We start from the raw sequence: 13737 nt of genomic DNA, 5'->3' as shown, positions 1-13737 counted from the left end.
AATCCTGCCCTTTGACGAGGGATGCCGGTAGCAAACCGAACAGATTCGTTCATCCTTGAACGCATTCGAACACATCTGTACGCTGAGTCGATCATGGAGCAGTCTTCCGAGCCGCCCACCTTCGGCCTCTCGCGTCGCGAGCACATCCTGGACGAGCTGCGCCGCAGCGGTTCGGTGCGGGTGGCCGACCTCGCGCGCGAACTGGGTGTGTCGGAGCTCACGATCCGGCGGGACATCGCCCACCTCGCCGACCGGGGCCTCGTCACCCGCGTGCACGGTGGCGCGACGCTGCGCAGCCGGCTCGACACCAGCGTCCCCGGCGCCCCGGAACGCGGCATCCGCTATCGCGTCGGCATGATCGTGCCGTCGCTGAGCTACTACTGGCCGCACATCATCATCGGCGCGCGTGCAGCGGCCACCGAGCTCGGCGTGCAGCTGATCCTTCGAGGGGCGAGCTACTCTGTCGACGACCAGCGCCGGCAGATCTCCTCGCTCGTCGAGTCCGGCAGCCTGCACGGGCTCATCGTGGCGCCCGAGACACTGGGTCCGGACGGACGCGCGCTGCTGCACTGGCTCGAGGCGCTGCCGATCCCCGTCGTCCTGGCCGAGCGGCGCGTGCCGTCGGCGCTCGCACTCACGAGCCTGGAGTGGGTGACGACCGACCACGTCTTCGGCGGCTCGCTGGCCGCCGCGCACCTGGAGTCGCTCGGGCATCGGCGTGTCGGCATCCTCACCTCCGAGGGATCTCCGACCTCGTGGCAGCTGCGGCGCGGCTGGGACCGTGCGGTCTCCGAGCTGGGGCTCGACTGCCTCGTCGACGTCGACGCGACCCTCGATGCGCTCGACGGGGTCGCGCGCGAGGAGCTCATCGCCGACGTGCTGCGGCGGTGCCGCGAGACCGCCACCACTGCTCTCCTCATCCACAACGACCCGCAGGCCGTGCTGCTGGAGCAGTACGCGCTCGACCACGGCTGGGCGATCCCCGGCGACCTCGCGATCGTCGCGTACGACGACGAGGTCGCCGAGAGCGCCGAGCCGCCGATCACCGCCCTGCGGCCACCGAAGCAGGACATCGGCCGGCTCGCCGTGGAGATGATGGTCGATCGCCTCGCCAGCGGCCAGCGACTGCCGGTCCGGCGCACGACGGTGCTGCCCGAGCTGCAGCCGCGCGCCTCCAGTGGTGGCCGCTTTGCACGATTAGTCGTTCAGTGCAAAACTGCATGATGTGACAGATAGTGCAGACGGACTGCGTGAGAGGCGCCGCGCCGAGACGACGCGCGCTCTCATCCGCGCCGCACGGCGATTCACCGCTGAGCACGGGCTCGCCGGCTTCACCGTCGAAGAGCTCTGCGCCGAGGCCGACGTCTCTCGTCGCACGTTCTTCAACTACTTCGCCTCGAAGGACGACGCCGTGCTCGGCGTCCCGATCGAGAGAGCGGATGCCGCCGCCGTCGCCCGCTTCGTCGCCGGCGGCTCCGACGGGCCGGGCCTGTCGGCGAACCTGCTGACCGATCTGGCCGTGCTCGCCGAGGAGCGCTGGCGCGCCCTCGACATCGCCCCCGACACCGTGCACGACCTGTTCCGCGCTGTCGAGAAGGAGCCTCGGCTGCTCGGGCGCATGCTCGAGCTCGGCGCCGACGGCGAGCGCTACGACGCGCAGCTCATCGAGCAGCGAGAGCGCCTCCAGCCGGGAGACCTGCGCGCCGAGGTGGCCGCGCAGATCGTGGGCGCGGTCGTCCGCTCCGCCGCCGGCGAGTTCCTCGGCACGGATGACGCCGGCAGCTTCATAAAGATCTTCGAGCGACGCATCGGCGCGGCGCGCGACCTCTTCAGCACGCAGACCGCGCTGACGTCCAGCCGGCGCTGACGCGCAGACCGCATCGACAGGAAGACCCGCATGACCACCGCCACCGCCTCCACCGCCAAGCCCGGCGGGGATGCGCCGTTCCTGCTCACGCAGCGGCGCATCTGGATCATCTTCTCCGCCCTGATCGCCGGCATGCTGCTGTCGAGCCTCGACCAGACGATCGTCTCGACGGCCATGCCGACGATCGTCGGCGAGCTCGGCGGGGTGTCGCACCAGGTCTGGATCACGACCGCTTACATCCTCGCCACGACGATCGTCATGCCGATCTACGGCAAGTTCGGCGACGTGCTCGGCCGACGACGCCTGTTCATGGTGGCGATCGCGATCTTCACGCTCGCCTCGATCGGCTGCGCATTCGCCACCGACTTCTGGATGTTCGTGGTGTTCCGTGCGATCCAGGGACTCGGCGGCGGCGGGCTCATGATCCTGTCGCAGGCGATCATCGCCGACATCGTGCCGGCCGACCAGCGCGGCAAGTACCTCGGCCCGCTCGGCGGCATCTTCGGCCTCGCGGCCGTCGCCGGTCCGCTCCTCGGCGGATTCTTCGTCGACCACCTCACGTGGCAGTGGGCGTTCTACATCAACATCCCGGTCGGCATCGCGGCGTTCTTCGTCGCCGTCTTCGCCCTGAAGCTCCCGAACAAGAAGGCCGAGAAGCCGATCGACTGGCTCGGCGTGCTGTTCCTGTCGGTGGCGACGACGTGCCTCATCTTCTTCACCGACTTCGGCGGCTCGGCGGACTTCGGCTGGGATTCCGGTGCCACGTGGGCCTGGGGCGCGGGGCTCGTCGCCGCCGCCGGACTGTTCATCTTCACTGAGTCGCGCGTGGCGGACCCGATCATGCCGCTGTCGATGTTCCGCAACCCGATCTTCATCAACGCCACCGCCATCGGCATGGCCATCGGGATCGGCATGTTCGCCGCGCTCGGCTTCGTGCCCACGTTCCTGCAGATGTCGTCCGGCACGTCGGCTGCGGCATCCGGTCTTCTCATGCTGCCGATGATGGTGGGCGTCATGGGCACCTCGATCGCGTCGGGCCTGCTCATCACCAAGACGGGCCGGTACAAGCTGTTCCCGATCGTCGGCACGGTCATCGTCGGCATCGCGATGATCCTCATGACGACGCTCACCGCGTCGACGCCGATCTGGCTCATCTGCGTTTATCTGTTCCTGTTCGGCGTGGGCCTCGGCTGCATCATGCAGGTCGTGGTGCTCGTGGTGCAGAACGCCGTGCCCGCCTCGGATCTCGGCACCGCCACCTCGACGAACAACTACTTCCGCGAGGTGGGCGCCGCCCTCGGCACCGCCGTCTTCGGCACGCTGTTCACGACGCGGCTCACCGAGAACCTGACGAAGGTGTTCACGGATGCCGGCGCCACCGCCGAGCAGGCGGGTCAGGCGACGTCGACCATCGACCCGGCCGCGCTCAACGACCTGCCCGATGCGATCCGCACGGGGGTCGTCGACGCCTATGCCGACGCTCTCGCCCCGGTGTTTTGGTACCTGGTGCCGTTCATCGCCGTGGCCTTCGTGCTGGCGCTGTTCCTCAAGCAGATCCCGCTGTCGGACGTCGCCGGACTCGTCGCCCGCGGCGAGGCGATCGGCGGCGAAGAGGCCGAGCGGCTGGAGGCCGAGCTGCGCGCCGCCGAGACGCCTGCGCCGCGCCCGGGACGCCGCGACAAGGTCTCAGCCGGTAGGTAGCCCGAGGCGTGTCCTCAGTTGAGGCACGCCCTCCGGCGAGGCGCGTCCTCAAACGAGGACCAGCGCCGAGATGCGGACCGGTACGCCGTATCGGCCCCGCATCTCGGCGCGCGTCCTCAGTTGAGGATCGGGATGCCGCGCAACGGGGGATACCCGCGCGACGCCCCAGCACCGCGAAGCGGCGTCGCCCAGGCGGGCCAGGCCCCGGGATTCAGGCGCCGAAGCGCTGCTGCAGACCGGCGTACGACACGGCGCCGTCGAGGAACCCGAGCGTGCCGTGCTCGAGCAGCTCGCGGCCGGCCTGCTCGACGGCGCTGAAGGCGGCGCGGGCGATGCTGCCCCCGACGCTCACCCGTGTCACGCCGAGCGAGAACAGCGTCGGCGCGTCGATCACCGGCGCCGTCAGTCCCGCGACCATGTTGACCGGCGCCCCGATCTCGTCGACGAGCCGCCGGATGGTCTCGGCATCGCGCACGCCGGGGACGAAGATGCAGTCGGCTCCCGCGTCGAGGTAGCGCCGCGCTCGCGACACCGTCTCGGCGAACGGATCGTCGACCCCGCCGACGAAGAACGCGTCGGTGCGCGCGTTGAGCACGAACGAACCCGTGGATGCCGCACCCCGCGCCGCCGCGAGACGCGCCGTCGCCGTGTCGACGTCGAACAGCCGACCACCTGCCGCGTCCTCGATGTTGGCGCCGACGATGCCGAGCGACACGGCCCGTGCGACGGTCGCCCCGACCTCGGATGGCGTGTCGCCGTACCCCGCCTCGAGGTCGGCCGATACCGGCACGTCCACCGCGGCGACGATCTCGGCCACGCGGGCGAACATCGTGTCCACGCTCAGCGGTCCGCCGTCGGGGATTCCGCACGACCACGCGATGCCGGCGCTGGTCGTCGCGATGGCCACGAAGCCCTGCTGTTCGAGGATGCGCGCGGTTCCGGCATCCCACACGTTCGGGATGACGAAGCCGCGGCCCTGGTGCAGGGCGAGCAGCGCGGCCGCCCGGTCGACGTTCGCTGTCATGCCACGGCTCCGTTCGCTGGGTCGTCCGCTCGGGATGCTACGCCCCGCCCCCGACACCGGCATCCCGCGGCGTGCGCACCTCCTCCCCAGCGGCCGGTCCGGACGGCGGACTCGGGGTTGTCCACAGGTGGAAAACTCTGTGGGATCTGGGCATTTCGATGTCGTAACCCCTCGCCAGAATCGACTCATGACACACCTCGCCGATGCTCTCGCCGAGCTCGGCGATGCACTCGCAGGTCTGAGTGCGTCGGGCTGCGAAGCACTGCGGGGTGCAGGCGATGCCGACGTGCTGAGCGCCCTCGCGGCTGCCGCACGCATCCGGCGCCTGGCCGAGGCTGTGGTGGTCGAGGCGACCGCGGTGATCGTCGAGCGCGACGAGACGGCCCCGCACGCGGACCGGGTGACGACGCGCTATGGATGCCGCAACCTGGGCGAGCTCGTGCAACGGGCCACGCGCGTCTCGGGCCGGACGGCAGCCGACGTCGTGACGGCGGCGAAGGCGGTCCGCCGGTCGACGGCGCCGTCGACGGGTGAGACGCTGCCACCCCAGTTCCCCGCGATGCGCGATGCGCTCGTGGCCGGAGATGCCGGGCTCGACGGGATCGCGGCGGTGACCTCGGTGTTCCGGGGCAGCCTGGTGGGGCGTGAAGCACTTCTGGCTGCCGACGTCGAACTCGCGTCCGCGGCTCGGGGCAGTGAGGCGGGGCCGGTGTCAGCCGATGAACTGCGAGCGATGGCGCAGGTGTGGGCGGCGTTCCTCGATCCGGACGGCGCCGAGCCCGCCGAGACGCGGGCGATGCGCAAGCGCGGGCTGACCATCGGCCGACAAGGTGCGGACGGGCTGGTGCCGCTGCGGGGCGCCCTGTTGCCCGAGGTCGCGGCTCAGCTGCAACTCGGGTTCGACAGTGTGCTGAACCCGAAGGCGAACGATCCAGCGCCGTGCTTCGCCGAGGCGGCTGAGCCAGACGGGCCCGTCGAGGCCGCTGCGGACACGCGGACGGCCGCGCAGAGGCGGCATGACGAGTTGGCGGTGCTGCTGGGGGCGGCTTCGTCGTCGGGACAGCTGCCGATGCTGGGCGGTGCGGCCCCGACCTTGGTGGTGCACGTGCGGGAAGAAGACCTCGCGTCGGGGAGCGGCTACGCACATCTGCCCGGCGACGACGTGCCGATCTCGATCGCTGCGGCTCGTCATCTCGCGTGTGCGGGTGCGGTGCAGCGAGTGGTGACGGGCGAGAGCGGCCGCATCTTGTCGATCGGGACGCTCGACCGGATCTTCACCCACCATCAGCGGCGGGCGATCACTCTCCGAGACGGCGAGTGCCTGATCCCCGGATGCGACGTGCCGCCGCAGTGGTGCGAGATCCACCACGTCCAGGAGCATTCCCGGGGCGGGCCGACACACACCGACAACGGAGTGCTGCTGTGCTGATTCCACCACCGCACCATCGACACCGGCGGCTGGCAGATCCGCATGGTCGACGGAGCTCCACATGTGCGCGGCCCGTCGTGGTGGGACGCCGAAGCGCGGTGGCGACCCGCCACCAGATCGCCGGTCAGGCGACAGGATCAGATCGCACTGCGCAGCTGATGCCCGCAGGCCGTTCGGCCGACGGGTCTCTCGCCGGGGCTGCGGCCCGCCATGCCGGATCGCCGCGGCGACATAGCTCAGACACCGGCGCGCAGCGCATCCCGCGGGGACGCCCAGCCGGCCATCACCGCGCGCACCTCGGGGTCGCGTTCGACGCCGAGAGCCGTGGCCAGCGACGCCTCGAGGATCTCGTCGAGCGTCACCCGGCGTCCCTCCCGAGCACTGAGCATCGCCGCCTCCACCATCGCGAGGCTCAGGATGTTCTCGTGCACGCGCCCCATCGGCTCGGCACCGGTGCGCAAGGCCACGGCGAACTCCCGGAGCGATCCGGCGATACCGTCGCCGGGCGCGGCCGGCGCCGCCACCCGCCCGGCACCATCGGCCCCGCCGGCGCCGTCGCCGCCGGCATCCACCGTCGGAGGATTGTCGCCGTCCCACAGCACGGTGCCGCGCTCGGCAGAGAGGCGCCATGCCCCGTTCCACGAGGTCTCCTGGCCGGGGCTGCACCAGCTGCCGGTGAAGACGAAGCGTTCGCCGCCTTCGAACGCGAAGGCCGCCGTCGCGGCCGCGTCGCCGGCATACCAGCTCCAGGCCGGGTTGTACTCGTCGCACAGCACCGACACCGGGTCGGCGCCCAGCACGAAGCGCGCCATGTCGAACTGGTGGATCGCCATGTCCAGCAGCAGCGGGCTCGCCATCTCGTCGCGGAACCCGCCGAAGTGCGGCGCCTTGAAGAAGTCGACCGACAGGATGCCGGCACGTCCGAGCCGCTGCGCCGCCGCCCGCGCGGCGAAGAGGTGGTCGTTGTACCGGCGCGACTGGCTGACCATGAACAGCTGTCCGGTCAGCTGGGCGGCGGCGGCGAGCGAGAGCGCCTCGGCGACGGTCGCGGCGGCCGGCTTCTCGCCGAGGACCGGGAGGCCCGCGCGCAGCGCAGCGAGCGTCACAGGGTGGTGCGCGGCAGGAACGGTGACATCGACGATCGCCTGCGCGCCGGTGCGGCGGGCGAGCTCGACGCCGTCGGGTCCGGTCGGCAGCGCCGCCATTCCGATCTCGCCTGCCGCATCGTCTGCCACGTCGACGGCGAGGTCGGCGATGCCGACGAGCTCGATCGCATCGTCGGCGACGATCGTGTGCAGCCACGCGCGCCCCATCGGGCCGGCGCCGACGACGACGACCCGGACGCGTCCCGCATCGGCGGGCAGCACGGCGAAGGTCATGCGTCGCGGACCTCTGCGGCGGCACGGGCCTCGGCGATCTCGGGAGCCGCGTGCGCATAGTCCGCGCCATGGAAGAACTCGCCGGTCTCGTACCGCAGCAGCGTCGGCAGCGCCCGCTCCGCCCGGTCGCTGACGGCCCATGCGACACCGTTCGCGATCACGCGCCGCACGTCGCGGTGGTGGTACACGGGGTACTCCTGGTCGCCCGGGCTGAAGTAGAAGATCCGACCGTGTCCTCGGCGGAACGTGCAGCCCGACCGGAACACCTCGCCCCCGCTGAACGAGCTGACGAAGACGAGCTCGTCGGGCGCCGGGATGTCGAAGAACTCGCCGTACATCTCCTGCTCGGGGATGTCGATCGGATGCGGCACGCCCTGGGCGATCGGATGCGTCGGGTCGACCGTCCACACGAGTTCGCGGTCGTGGTCAGACCGCCACCGCAACGTGCAGCTCGTGCCCATGAGCTTCACGAAGATCTTCGACCAGTGCCCCGAGTGCAGCACGATGAGGCCCATGCCCGACAGCACATGCCGGTGGACGCGTTCGACCACCTCGTCGCTCACCTCGCCGTGCGCCACGTGTCCCCACCACGTCAGCACATCCGTGTCGGCCAGCACCTCCTCGGTGAGGCCGTGGTCGGGTTCGTCGAGCGTGGCCGTGCGTACGACGGCACCCTCGCCGAGGTTCTCACGGATGCCCTCGGCGATCGTGTTGTGCATGCCGTCCGGGTAGATCCGGGCGACGCTCTCGTCGTGCTGCTCGTGGCGGTTCTCGCCCCACACGGTGACTCTGATGGGTCTGGTCATGAGGCGATTCTGGCCTGCGCGCGCCGCCGTGGCGGTGAGGCGCGGCGCCATTTCGCGGGCGCAACGACAAATGGCCCCGGGTCACGCCGGCCGATCCCGTCACCCCAGCATCTCGTCGCGCAGCCGCCGGGCATCGCGCACGGCGGCCCCGCCGCCGTCGTTGTTGAAGTAGCACAGCACCGCGAGTCCGGCATCCCGCCACTCGGCGATCCGCCCCGCCCACCAGGCCAGCGCTGCGTCGTCGTAGCTGCCGACGTAGAGCCGCTCGGGATCGGGGCCGTGGAACCGCACGTACACGAAGTCGGTGGTCACCCTCGGCTCCAGCGGCATGTGCGCTCCGCTGGTCACGCAGTACGCGGCATCCCGGTCCTGCAGCAGCGCGAAGACGTCATCGGCCACCCACGACGGGTGGCGCAGCTCGACGACGACGCGGCAGTCCGGTGGCATCGCATCGAGCGCGGCGGAGAGGCGCTCGTCGTCGCGCTCGAGGTCGGGCGGCAGCTGCAGCAGCAGCGGGCCCCGCACCTCGCCCAGCCCGGCACTGCCCTCGGCGAGCCGATCGGACCACGCCTGTGCTGAGGCGAGCTTGCGCGCGTGCGTGAGGCCCCGGGGCGCCTTGACCGCCATGAGGAAGCCCGGTGGCACCCGGCTCGCCCACGACTCGAACGACGACCGCCGCGGCCAGTGGTAGAAGCTCGAATTGAGCTCGACGGTGTCGAAGGACTGCGCGAACTCCTCCAGCCTCCGCGACCCGGTGCCGCGGGGGTACAGCACGTCCCGCCAGTGGTCGTAGCTCCACCCCGACGTGCCGATCCGGACCTCTCCCGGCGAGAGTCGGAGGTGCGCGACGGTGTCCATCGCCTTCCACCCTCGCGCGGGCGGCGCGATCCGGCGAGGGGGTTGACGAACGGGTGCTCCCACGCCTGCGCGAGAACCTGTCAACCCCCTGCAGGGCCGGCGCCCGCGCGCCTAGCGTCGGTCACCTGAGACGAAGGAGGAAGAAGATGACTGTCGCACGCGACATCATGACCACCGCTCCCCGCTGCGTGGGCGAGAACGACACCCTCGTCGACGCCGCCAGGCTCATGGCCTCGCTGGATGTGGGCGCCCTGCCCATCTGCGGTGACGACAAGCGGCTCAAGGGCATGCTCACCGATCGCGACATCGTGGTGAAGTGCCTCGCCGACGGCGGCGACCCCGCCACGACGACGGCCGGCTCGCTGGCCGAGGGCAAGCCCGTCACCATCGGCGCCGACGACGACGTGAACGAGGCGCTGCAGCTGATGAAGCAGCATCAGATCCGCCGGCTTCCGGTGATCGACGGCCATGACCTGGTGGGCATCATCAGCCAGGCGGACGTCGCCCTCGCCCTTGCTCCGGCCGACACCGGCGAGACCGTCGCCGAGATCTCGGAGTGAGCATGACCACCGCACTGGCACTCAACTGCAGCCTCAAGCCGTCGCCGGAGTCCTCGAGCACCGACCTGCTGCTCCAGCAGGTGCTGGACGCGCTCGGCGAGCACGGGGTCACGGGCGAGCAGCTGCGCGTCGTCGACTTCGACGTGCGGCCCGGCGTCCTCGCCGACATGGGCGACGGCGACGAGTGGCCCGCGATCCGGCGGCGCGTGCTCGATGCCGACATCCTCGTCTTCGGGACGCCCACCTGGATGGGCCACATGTCCAGCGTGGCCCAGCGAGTGCTGGAGCGGCTCGACGCCGAGCTGTCCGAGACCGACGACGCGGGCCGGCCGATCCTCACCGGAAAGGTCGCGGCGACGTGCGTGGTCGGCAACGAGGACGGTGCGCACAAGATCACCGCCGACCTGTACCAGGCGCTGGGCGACGTCGGCTTCACCGTCGCCGCACAGGCGGGCACGTACTGGAACGGCGAGGCGATGCACACGGTGGACTACAACGACCTCGGCTCGACGCCCGACGAGGTCGCCTCCGCCACCGCGACCCTGGCGCGCAACAGCGCGCACCTGGCCGCGCTCCTCGCCGAGCACCCGTACCCGGCGCCCTGACGCGAAAAGACGAGTGGATGCCGGCGGCCCGGGCCGCCGGCATCCACTCGTTCTTCGTGAAGGCGTTACGCGGTCTGCTCGGCGGCGACCTCGTTCGTGATCACCGGACGCAGCGGCATGAGCGCGCCGGCGACCTGGTTGATCGCGTCGGCGTCGACGCCCGCCTCGGCGAGCGCGGAGGCGGCGTGGCCGATGACGCGGTCGAAGTCCTCGCCCGAGATGCCCCGGCCGGCGTGGGCGACCCCGAGGTCCTTGCCCTTGTAGCCGTCCGGCCCGCCGGCCGCGGCGGCCAGGAACAGCGCCATGTGGCGCTTCTGATCGACCATGCGGGTCTCGGTGAAGTACGGCGCGAGGGTCTCGTCGCCGAGGATGCGCGTGTACAGCCCGTCGACGACGGCGGCGATGCCGGCGCCCTCGCCGAGTCGCTGGTACAAGGTCGCTTCGGTGGTGTCGGTCATGTGCGTGCTCCGATCGTGAAGGTGGGGATGGTTTCGTCGGTGAAAGCGTCAGTACTCGGTGTCGCCCGGGCGCCACTCGGCGCGGGCGGGCTGCGGCTGAGCCTCGGCAGGCGCCGCCTGGGTCGGCGTCGCAGGCTGCGCTCCCGCGGCCGGGGTGGCGCCGAGCCTGCCCAGTTCGCGCTCGATCGACTCGAGCAGCGAGTGCACCTGTGCCGAGGCCATGCGCGCGAACTGGCGGGCGCGGACGACATCGTCGGGCGACGCCGGACCGGCCGCGACGAGGTCATCGGTCGCGAAGGCCAGCGCGGGCGAACGGTCGGCGGTGTACGGCGACGCCGTCGGAGCGGGTGCGCCGGGCGCAGCGGCAGCCGGGGCGACGGCCTGCGCAGGATTCGCCGCGGCCTGGCTCTCGATCGAGTGGGCGACATGCTGCGCGCGCTCGATGATCTCGCGGTACTGCTTGCGGGCGGTCTCGATCAGGTCTTTGGCGTACGACTCGGCCTCGGCGACCGCGTCATCGGCGATGCGCTGCGCCTTGCTGAGCAGGAGCACCGCCCGGCTGGAGATCTCACCCTCTTCGCCGGCCACCGCGCTGGCGGTCAACGCGTCGTTGTCGCGCCACGCCAGCTCGAGGGCATCGGCGGCAGCGGCCAGCAGGGCGTGGACCTCGCCGTGCGCGTAGCCGTTGCGCTCGTCGGCGAACGAGACCGTGCGCAGCAGCTCGGGGGTGATGGATACGGACTGGGTCGGGGTCATTTCGTCTCTGCCCTCTACTGGATTCCCTGCCCGGCGCCGGAGCGGGCGAGCTCGGGGGTAGCCGCCTGGACGCCGGTGGCGCTGGGTTGTTGCGTGAACGGGTCTTCGTACTTCTCCGCGCGGATGGACTGCTCATCGAACCCGGCACGGCGCAGGGCGGCGATGGTGTGCTCGACCATGCGCGGCGAGCCGCAGACCATTGCGAGCCGTCCGTCCCCGGGACCGTCGGCTGCGGCGAAGTCGCCGATCAGTCCCTGACGCCCAGGGAACGACGGGTCGTCCGAGACGGCGTAGACGACGGTCAGCCAGGGTGCGTCCGCGAATCGCTCCAGCTCGGGCTTGGCGTAGAAGCCCCAGGGATGCCGCACGCCGTGGTACAGGGTCACGTTCGGGCCGCTCCCGCGAGACGCGTGGCGCGCGGCGACCTGGTCGAGCACGGCCAGTAGCGGCGCGATCCCGGTGCCGCCGGCCACGAGCACCAGATCCGGCCACTCGCTGTCGAAGGGCAGGGTCAGCAGCTCGCCGATCGGCGGGCCGAGGCGCACCTTGTCGCCCGTCTTGACGTCGCGCAGCAGCGCGCCGCTGACCTGGCCGCCGGCGACCAGCTGGACGTGGAAGGTGACGGTGCCGTCGGCGCGCGGGGCGTGCGTGGGCGAGTAGTACCGCCACTGCCGGGGCCGCTGGGGGATCTCGAGCGCGAGCGACTGGCCGGCCTGGTAGCGGTAGCGGTCGGCCACGCGGACCGTGATGGTGCCGATGTCCATCCCGCGACGCTCCGTCGAGACGACTTCGCCCGCCCACGTGGCCGGCTGGGACTCGACGGACTCTGCGGCGGTGATCATCGTCGTGGCGATGAGGTTGTACGCCGCGGCCCAGTCGGCGGCCAGCTCCGGCGTCCAGGCCGAGCCGAGGAAGTGCTTCAGGGTGGCCAGGAGCGAGGCGCCGACGGCCGGGTAGTGGCCGGCGATCGTGCCGAACTTGCGGTGGTCGCGTCCGAGGTCCTCGATGTAGCCGACGACGTCTCCGACGTGGTCGACGTTGCTGACCATGTGGCCGAGCGCCTTCACCAGGCGATCGCGCTGATTCGCCATGGCCACGGGGAACAGGTCGCGCGTCTCAGGGTGGGCCAGGAAGAGGTGCGCGTAGAAGTACCCGGGAACCGCGTCCCCGTACGCCGCTACCTGCGCCCAGGTCCGCTTGAGTGCATCCGCATCCACCTGTGTCGTGTCCCATCGTCGGCGAGTCGGTAGGGGCGACGCTAGTACGTTCCACTTGCATCCGCAAAGCCTTCACCTGTAAGTGCAAGGGCATATCATGGACGCGCAAGCGCCCGCGACCGGGCACTCAGGCTGGGGGGCCTCATGACCGTGCTCTTGACGAACGGAACCGTCTTCGTCGACGACGATCTGCGTGCGCAGGCCGCGGAGTTCGTGCAGCGCGCGCAGGAGCCGGGAGTGCGAGGACTCGCGCTGGTCTGCGACGACGCGGCGCCCGGGGAGCTCGCGCCGGATCTCAGCGCGCTGGTGCTGCAGGTGCTCGCCGGCCTCGCGCGCGGCCCGGTGTCGGTGACCGCTCTTCCGGACGAGCTGACCACGACTGTCGCCGCGGAGCTCATCGGCGTCTCACGTCCGACCCTCATGAAGTTGGTGCGCGACGGCATCCTTCCCTCGCACCAGGTCGGCAGCCACACCCGGCTGCGCACCGCCGACGTGCTGGCGCTCCGACGCGAGCGGGCGCGTGAGCGCCGTGAGGCGTTCGAGGCGCTCCTGCGGTTCGACGAGGAATTCGGAGCCGACTGACAGGCTGCGCTCGGTAGTCTGTCCCCCGTGCTGCAACCCCCCGTGCCGCCACGCGTGTTCGTCGGTGCCGACGTCCTCGCCACGCGCACGCCGTTCTGCTGGCTGGCGATGCTGCGAGATGAGACCGACGGCGCCTTCCGGCTGTTCACCTCGGCCGACACCCTCGCGGCCGCGACGCATGAGTGGCGCGAGCAGCACCCAGCCGCCGGAAGCACCGCCTCGGCACGACGCGAGGAGCTGCTGAGGGCCGTCCTCGACGAGGTGACGCCCGATGGCGCGCGCGATGACATCTTGAGCCCCGACGAGTTCCTGTGCCTGGTCGACGACGAAGAGACCGCGAGCGTGCGGGCCGTGACGCTCCGCCGGCAGGGAGACCTGGACCGGCGCCGTCAGGACGGCATCCCGTCCGCCTCCCTCACCGAGGCGCTGGTGGCCGCGGGCTGCCCCGCCTTCGCCGACCGGGTGGGGGCGCACCTCAGCACCGCTGAGTGAGAC

Annotated in this window: 15 protein-coding genes; 8 read left to right on the top strand and 7 right to left on the bottom strand. The window is 71.1% G+C overall.

The window, feature by feature from the left end:
* Positions 1–93: 93 nt before the first annotated feature.
* Genes FB391_RS00500 through FB391_RS00490 form a run of 3 tightly spaced genes read left to right on the top strand, consistent with a single transcriptional unit; the run spans position 94 to position 3568 of the window.
* Positions 94–1224 carry a substrate-binding domain-containing protein gene (locus FB391_RS00500; RefSeq protein WP_141892360.1) on the top strand — a complete coding sequence of 377 codons (1131 nt, stop codon included), beginning with the start codon at positions 94–96 and terminating at the stop codon, positions 1222–1224.
* 1 nt (position 1225) lies between these two features.
* Positions 1226–1867 carry a TetR/AcrR family transcriptional regulator gene (locus FB391_RS00495; protein WP_141892359.1) on the top strand — a complete coding sequence of 214 codons (642 nt, stop codon included), beginning with the start codon at positions 1226–1228 and terminating at the stop codon, positions 1865–1867.
* Between the two features lie 30 nt (positions 1868–1897).
* Positions 1898–3568 carry an MDR family MFS transporter gene (locus tag FB391_RS00490; RefSeq protein WP_141892358.1) on the top strand — a complete coding sequence of 557 codons (1671 nt, stop codon included), beginning with the start codon at positions 1898–1900 and terminating at the stop codon, positions 3566–3568.
* Between the two features lie 211 nt (positions 3569–3779).
* Here FB391_RS00490 and FB391_RS00485 read toward each other — a convergent pair whose 3' ends face one another.
* Positions 3780–4592: an isocitrate lyase/PEP mutase family protein gene (locus FB391_RS00485; RefSeq protein WP_221886267.1), complete on the bottom strand. Its 813-nt coding sequence runs from the start codon at positions 4590–4592 to the stop codon at positions 3780–3782.
* 187 nt (positions 4593–4779) lie between these two features.
* Here FB391_RS00485 and FB391_RS00480 point away from each other — a divergent pair, with 187 nt between their 5' ends.
* Positions 4780–6021, top strand: coding sequence for an HNH endonuclease signature motif containing protein (locus tag FB391_RS00480; RefSeq protein WP_246093302.1), 1242 nt, complete (start codon positions 4780–4782; stop codon positions 6019–6021).
* A gap of 236 nt (positions 6022–6257) precedes the next feature.
* Here FB391_RS00480 and FB391_RS00475 read toward each other — a convergent pair whose 3' ends face one another.
* The 3 genes from FB391_RS00475 to FB391_RS00465 form a co-directional block, all read right to left on the bottom strand.
* Complete coding sequence (locus tag FB391_RS00475; RefSeq protein ID WP_141892356.1) at positions 6258–7400, bottom strand: Gfo/Idh/MocA family protein; 1143 nt, start codon at positions 7398–7400, stop codon at positions 6258–6260.
* On the bottom strand, positions 7397–8206 hold the full coding sequence (locus tag FB391_RS00470) for a ThuA domain-containing protein (protein WP_141892355.1): 810 nt from the start codon (positions 8204–8206) through the stop codon (positions 7397–7399). Before FB391_RS00470 ends, FB391_RS00475 begins: the two co-directional genes overlap by 4 nt.
* 99 nt (positions 8207–8305) lie before the next feature.
* Positions 8306–9064, bottom strand: a complete 759-nt coding sequence (locus tag FB391_RS00465) for a DUF72 domain-containing protein (RefSeq protein WP_141892354.1) — start codon at positions 9062–9064, stop codon at positions 8306–8308.
* A gap of 146 nt (positions 9065–9210) precedes the next feature.
* Between FB391_RS00465 and FB391_RS00460 the strand changes: the two genes are divergently transcribed.
* Together FB391_RS00460 and FB391_RS00455 are read left to right on the top strand one after the other, a co-directional pair.
* Entirely contained in the window at positions 9211–9624 is a 414-nt protein-coding gene (locus tag FB391_RS00460) for a CBS domain-containing protein (protein WP_141892353.1), read from the top strand.
* Positions 9625–9626: 2 nt separating this feature from the next.
* Positions 9627–10229, top strand: a complete 603-nt coding sequence (locus tag FB391_RS00455) for a flavodoxin family protein (RefSeq protein ID WP_141892352.1) — start codon at positions 9627–9629, stop codon at positions 10227–10229.
* A gap of 65 nt (positions 10230–10294) precedes the next feature.
* Here the strand turns inward: FB391_RS00455 and FB391_RS00450 are convergent, their stop codons facing one another.
* From FB391_RS00450 to FB391_RS00440, 3 genes are read right to left on the bottom strand one after another with little or no spacing between them, the layout of a single operon-like run.
* Positions 10295–10687: a group I truncated hemoglobin gene (locus tag FB391_RS00450; protein ID WP_141892351.1), complete on the bottom strand. Its 393-nt coding sequence runs from the start codon at positions 10685–10687 to the stop codon at positions 10295–10297.
* Positions 10688–10735: 48 nt separating this feature from the next.
* Positions 10736–11443 carry a DivIVA domain-containing protein gene (locus FB391_RS00445; RefSeq protein WP_141892350.1) on the bottom strand — a complete coding sequence of 236 codons (708 nt, stop codon included), beginning with the start codon at positions 11441–11443 and terminating at the stop codon, positions 10736–10738.
* A 14-nt stretch (positions 11444–11457) separates the two neighbouring features.
* A complete protein-coding gene (locus FB391_RS00440; protein ID WP_141892349.1) occupies positions 11458–12660 on the bottom strand; it encodes a globin domain-containing protein in 1203 nt (400 codons plus the stop codon).
* Positions 12661–12804: 144 nt separating this feature from the next.
* Here FB391_RS00440 and FB391_RS00435 point away from each other — a divergent pair, with 144 nt between their 5' ends.
* Positions 12805–13242, top strand: a complete 438-nt coding sequence (locus FB391_RS00435; protein ID WP_141892348.1) for a helix-turn-helix domain-containing protein — start codon at positions 12805–12807, stop codon at positions 13240–13242.
* Positions 13243–13269: 27 nt separating this feature from the next.
* The gene (locus FB391_RS00430) at positions 13270–13734 is read left to right on the top strand and encodes a hypothetical protein (RefSeq protein WP_141892347.1); all 465 of its coding nucleotides are present in this window, start codon (positions 13270–13272) and stop codon (positions 13732–13734) included.
* The last annotated feature ends 3 nt before the right edge of the window (positions 13735–13737 follow it).

This window comes from Microbacterium kyungheense, assembly GCF_006783905.1.
Classification (GTDB): domain Bacteria; phylum Actinomycetota; class Actinomycetes; order Actinomycetales; family Microbacteriaceae; genus Microbacterium; species Microbacterium kyungheense.
Note: the sequence above shows the minus strand (reverse complement) of the source record. Positions and strands in the feature narration are given on the sequence as shown.

Bases quoted from the DNA above. Each gene is read 5' to 3' on its own strand.
- FB391_RS00465 (WP_141892354.1), bottom strand. From the start codon at position 9,064: ATGGACACCGTCGCGCACCTCCGACTCTCGCCGGGAGAGGTCCGGATC.
- FB391_RS00470 (WP_141892355.1), bottom strand. From the start codon at position 8,206: ATGACCAGACCCATCAGAGTCACCGTGTGGGGCGAGAACCGCCACGAG.
- FB391_RS00485 (WP_221886267.1), bottom strand. From the start codon at position 4,592: ATGACAGCGAACGTCGACCGGGCGGCCGCGCTGCTCGCCCTGCACCAG.
- FB391_RS00500 (WP_141892360.1), top strand. From the start codon at position 94: ATGGAGCAGTCTTCCGAGCCGCCCACCTTCGGCCTCTCGCGTCGCGAG.
- FB391_RS00460 (WP_141892353.1), top strand. From the start codon at position 9,211: ATGACTGTCGCACGCGACATCATGACCACCGCTCCCCGCTGCGTGGGC.
- FB391_RS00435 (WP_141892348.1), top strand. From the start codon at position 12,805: ATGACCGTGCTCTTGACGAACGGAACCGTCTTCGTCGACGACGATCTG.
- FB391_RS00455 (WP_141892352.1), top strand. From the start codon at position 9,627: ATGACCACCGCACTGGCACTCAACTGCAGCCTCAAGCCGTCGCCGGAG.
- FB391_RS00450 (WP_141892351.1), bottom strand. From the start codon at position 10,687: ATGACCGACACCACCGAAGCGACCTTGTACCAGCGACTCGGCGAGGGC.
- FB391_RS00490 (WP_141892358.1), top strand. From the start codon at position 1,898: ATGACCACCGCCACCGCCTCCACCGCCAAGCCCGGCGGGGATGCGCCG.
- FB391_RS00480 (WP_246093302.1), top strand. From the start codon at position 4,780: ATGACACACCTCGCCGATGCTCTCGCCGAGCTCGGCGATGCACTCGCA.
- FB391_RS00445 (WP_141892350.1), bottom strand. From the start codon at position 11,443: ATGACCCCGACCCAGTCCGTATCCATCACCCCCGAGCTGCTGCGCACG.
- FB391_RS00475 (WP_141892356.1), bottom strand. From the start codon at position 7,400: ATGACCTTCGCCGTGCTGCCCGCCGATGCGGGACGCGTCCGGGTCGTC.